This window comes from Elstera litoralis (assembly GCF_000963705.1).
GTDB classification, from domain to species: Bacteria; Pseudomonadota; Alphaproteobacteria; order Elsterales; family Elsteraceae; genus Elstera; species Elstera litoralis.
The window spans coordinates 1-3,451 of record NZ_LAJY01000315.1; the positions used below are offsets into that span (position 1 = coordinate 1).

The 3,451-nt window shown below is 62.5% G+C and carries 6 protein-coding genes; 4 read left to right on the plus strand and 2 right to left on the minus strand.

Annotation, left to right across the window (positions count from 1 at the left end; all coding sequences use genetic code 11):
• Positions 1–908, plus strand: a 908-nt coding sequence (gene rlmN, locus VZ95_RS12480) for a 23S rRNA (adenine(2503)-C(2))-methyltransferase RlmN (protein ID WP_045776135.1), incomplete at its 5' end; no start/stop codon positions are given.
• On the opposite strand, the gene VZ95_RS12485 is transcribed toward rlmN, so the two are convergent.
• Positions 905–1,285 carry a winged helix-turn-helix transcriptional regulator gene (locus tag VZ95_RS12485; RefSeq protein ID WP_045776136.1) on the minus strand — a complete coding sequence of 127 codons (381 nt, stop codon included), beginning with the start codon at positions 1,283–1,285 and terminating at the stop codon, positions 905–907. The two genes, rlmN and VZ95_RS12485, sit on opposite strands and share 4 nt — an antisense overlap.
• Positions 1,286–1,380: 95 nt before the next feature.
• Between VZ95_RS12485 and VZ95_RS12490 the strand changes: the two genes are divergently transcribed.
• The 3 genes from VZ95_RS12490 (at position 1,381) to VZ95_RS12500 (ending at position 3,054) form a co-directional block, all read left to right on the plus strand.
• Positions 1,381–2,499, plus strand: coding sequence for an NADH:flavin oxidoreductase (locus VZ95_RS12490; protein ID WP_332308088.1), 1,119 nt, complete (start codon positions 1,381–1,383; stop codon positions 2,497–2,499).
• A 64-nt stretch (positions 2,500–2,563) separates the two neighbouring features.
• Positions 2,564–2,764, plus strand: a complete 201-nt coding sequence (locus VZ95_RS12495) for a hypothetical protein (protein WP_045776137.1) — start codon at positions 2,564–2,566, stop codon at positions 2,762–2,764.
• Positions 2,761–3,054: a hypothetical protein gene (locus tag VZ95_RS12500; protein ID WP_045776138.1), complete on the plus strand. Its 294-nt coding sequence runs from the start codon at positions 2,761–2,763 to the stop codon at positions 3,052–3,054. The genes VZ95_RS12495 and VZ95_RS12500 overlap by 4 nt, the downstream gene beginning before the upstream one ends.
• On the opposite strand, the gene VZ95_RS25595 is transcribed toward VZ95_RS12500, so the two are convergent.
• The coding region (locus VZ95_RS25595; protein WP_045776139.1) for a hypothetical protein at positions 2,993–3,451 on the minus strand (459 nt) is incomplete at its 5' end. The two genes, VZ95_RS12500 and VZ95_RS25595, sit on opposite strands and share 62 nt — an antisense overlap.

The window sequence follows — 3,451 nt, forward strand, 5'->3', positions numbered from 1 at the left end:
TCGATGGGACGCGCAAGTGGCTGCTGCGCATGGACGACGGCAATGAAATCGAAACCGTCTATATTCCCGAAGACGATCGCGGCACCTTGTGCGTCTCCAGCCAAGTCGGCTGCACGCTCACCTGTCGTTTCTGCCACACGGGTACGATGAAGCTGGTCCGCAATCTCGACCCTGCCGAAATCGTCGGGCAAGTGATGCTGGCGCGTGACTGTATCGGCGAATGGCCGAGCCCGCAGGACGGGCGCATGCTGTCCAATATCGTGCTGATGGGCATGGGCGAGCCGCTGTATAATTTCGAGAACGTCAAAAAAGCCATGCAGATCGTGATGGATCACGAGGGCATCGCTTTGTCGCGCCGCCGCATCACGCTCTCGACCTCCGGCGTGGTCCCGATGATCCGCCGTACCGGCGAGGAAATTGGCGTGGCGTTGGCGATTTCCCTGCACGCGGTCCGCGACGAGGTGCGCGATATCCTGGTGCCGCTGAACAAGAAATATCCGATTGCTGAGCTGTTGGAGGCCTGCCGCACCTATCCCGGGGCCAGCAATGCCCGCCGCGTTACCTTCGAATATACGATGCTGCGCGACGTGAACGACAGCGTCGCCGACGCCAAGGAACTCGTGCGACTGCTCGGCGGCATTCACGCCAAGGTAAACGTGATCCCATTCAACCCCTGGCCGGGCGCGCCCTATGAGTGCTCGACCGACGCGCAGATCGATAAATTCGTGACGGTGCTCAATAACGCCGGCTACGCCTCGCCGGTGCGCACGCCGCGCGGGCGGGATATTGGCGCGGCCTGCGGTCAGCTAAAGTCCGAAAGCCAGCGCATCCGCCGCACCCAAACCGGCTTCGCCCCTGGCCCGGCGGCTCCGGCACCGGGCGTCGTGCTGCCGGGCGCGGCGGCTTAGGCTTCGAGGGCGCTACCGTTGCGCGCGTCGAAAGCGGCGCGCGCGGCGTCCACTTCCGGGAGATTCTGGACCGTCCAGGCGTAAAGCGCCTTGAACGGGGCCTGCAAAGTGCGCCCGAGCGGCGTGATCTCATACTCCACGGCAACCGGCGAGGTCGCGATCACGCGGCGCTCTACCAGCCCATTGCGCTCCAAGCGCCGGAGGCATTGCGTCAGCGCCTTCTGCGTCACCCCTTCGAGCTGGCGTTTGATGGCGTTGAAGCGTTGCGGGCCATCGTCCAGTACTTTCAGCACCATCATCGACCATTTATCGGCGATCTGATCGAACAGCAGTCGGCTTGGGCAATTGACGTGAAATTGCGGATGGGGGTCCTTCATTTCGGTTTCTCCAAGGCTACCTGGTGAAGTTTAAGTGCCTTATTGAAACCAGATATAAAAAATATACCTATAGGTCAACGTTAACCGGAGACCTTATGATGATTTTAACGAATGCCCTTTCCCAGCCTTTTTCGCTAAAAACCCTCTCGCTAAAAAACCGCATCGTCATGGCCCCGATGACGCGCAATTTTGCGCCCGAGGGCATTCCGGGCGAGGCCAATGCCACCTATTACCGTCGCCGTGCTGAAGCCGATGTGGGGTTGATCCTGTCGGAAGGCACCGTGATCGACCGGCCCGCGTCGCGCAATATGCCGGGCATCCCGTTCTTTCACGGCGAAGCCGCTTTGGCGGGCTGGAAACAGGTGATCGACGGCGTGCATGCCGCCGGGGGCCGGATGGGGCCGCAAATTTGGCACGTCGGCTCGGTCAAAGGCCCTGGTGACTGGGAGCCTGAGGCCAGCCTGATCGAAAGCCCCTCGGGGCTCGAAGCGCCGGGCAAACCGCGCGGCCACGCGATGACCGAGGAAGATATCGCCGATACGATTGCCGCCTTCGCCCGCGCCGCAGCGGATGCCAAGCGGCTTGGCTTCGATACTTTCGAGCTGCACGGCGCGCATGGCTATTTGATCGATCAATTCTTCTGGTCCGGCACCAATCTGCGCACCGACCGCTATGGCGGGGCTTCGATCCGGGAGCGCAGCCGCTTTGCCGTTGAGGTGGTTAAGGCCGCGCGGCAGGCGGTCGGCCCCGATTTCCCGATTATCCTGCGGTTAAGCCAATGGAAGCAGCAGGAGTATACCGCCCGCCTCGCCGAAACACCCGATGCGATGACCGACTGGCTATTGCCGCTAGTGGAAGCCGGGGTTGATATTCTGCATTGCTCGCAGCGTCGCTTCTGGGAACCGGAGTTTCCGGAGGTCGATGGGGCCGACGGGCTGAATTTCGCCGGTTGGGCCAAGAAGCTCACTGGGGCCGCCACGATCAGCGTCGGCTCGGTTGGGCTGTCGAGCGATTTCCTTGGCAGTTTCCAAGGCGAAGGCTCGGCCACTCAAGGCCTCGATGATCTCGTGCGTCGCCTGGAACGGCAGGAGTTCGATTTGGTCGCCGTGGGCCGGGCGCTGCTGAGCGATCCGCAGTGGGCGACGAAAACCCTGCGGGCCGATACGGCGGCGCTGAAAGATTTCTCACCCGCCGCGATGATGGAACTCGTCTAACTCCCCCCTTGCACCTCTGGGGCCGCTCTCCCATTTCTGGGGGAGCGGCCTGTGAGGAGCTTTTATGGACCCGTTGACCCTATTGGGCCTGTTGATTGTCGTGCCGACGTGGTTTGCCTATAATCGGGCGGGCCTGTCGCCGTTTTTATCCCTGATTGTGCTCGTACCCTTGATTGGGCCGATCCTGGCGGTGGCGATTCTCGCTTTCGCCACCTGGCCGAAGATCGATGGCGACACGCGGCTTCAGTATCGGCGGCTCAAATGATCGAAGGGTTTTTCGCGCTGATTTTCGGCCTTATTTCCGGCGTCATGGGCTTGTTTTGGCTGATGATCTCGGCGGTGTCCTTGGCGCTCTTGTGGGCGGTTATTCTGCCCTTCGCCCTGCTGTGGGGCTGGATGCTCGCGCGGATTCTCTCCCGCGCGGGCTATTCCCCCTGGTGGGCCTTGATCGGCTTCACGCCGCTCTTGCCGCTGGCGGTCTGGATCTTCGCCTTCAGTTCTTGGCCGGCGGCGGCGCGGACGGTGGTGCTGATGCCGCCGGAACGGCGCTACTAAGCGCGCGCTTGACCGTGTCGAGCGGCAGGCCCAGCGCAAGGGCGTAAGCGTCGGCCATTCGGCTCACGATGGGCTGAACCTGGGCGCGGCGCGCCTTATCGGCGTCGGCGAGGGCGAGTTTTTCTTCCTTAGTCAGCGGTAGGCCGCGTTCTTTTTCCAGCTTGGGGAAGAGGGACGCGCCGTCGAAACTGCCGACCTGTTCGAGCGGCGGTAGGAGTTCGCTAATGCGGCCCCGGTAAAGCTGCGTGATCGCGGCCAGCCGGTCGGCGTAACTATTTTGGGCGATGCGCGCTTCGGCCATCGCCTCTTTCCAGGCGCGGGTGAGCCCGTTCCACTGTGGTTTCGTCACCGGCTGTCCGAGGGCGGCTTCCAGGCGGCTGCGCGTTTTCGGCCAGGG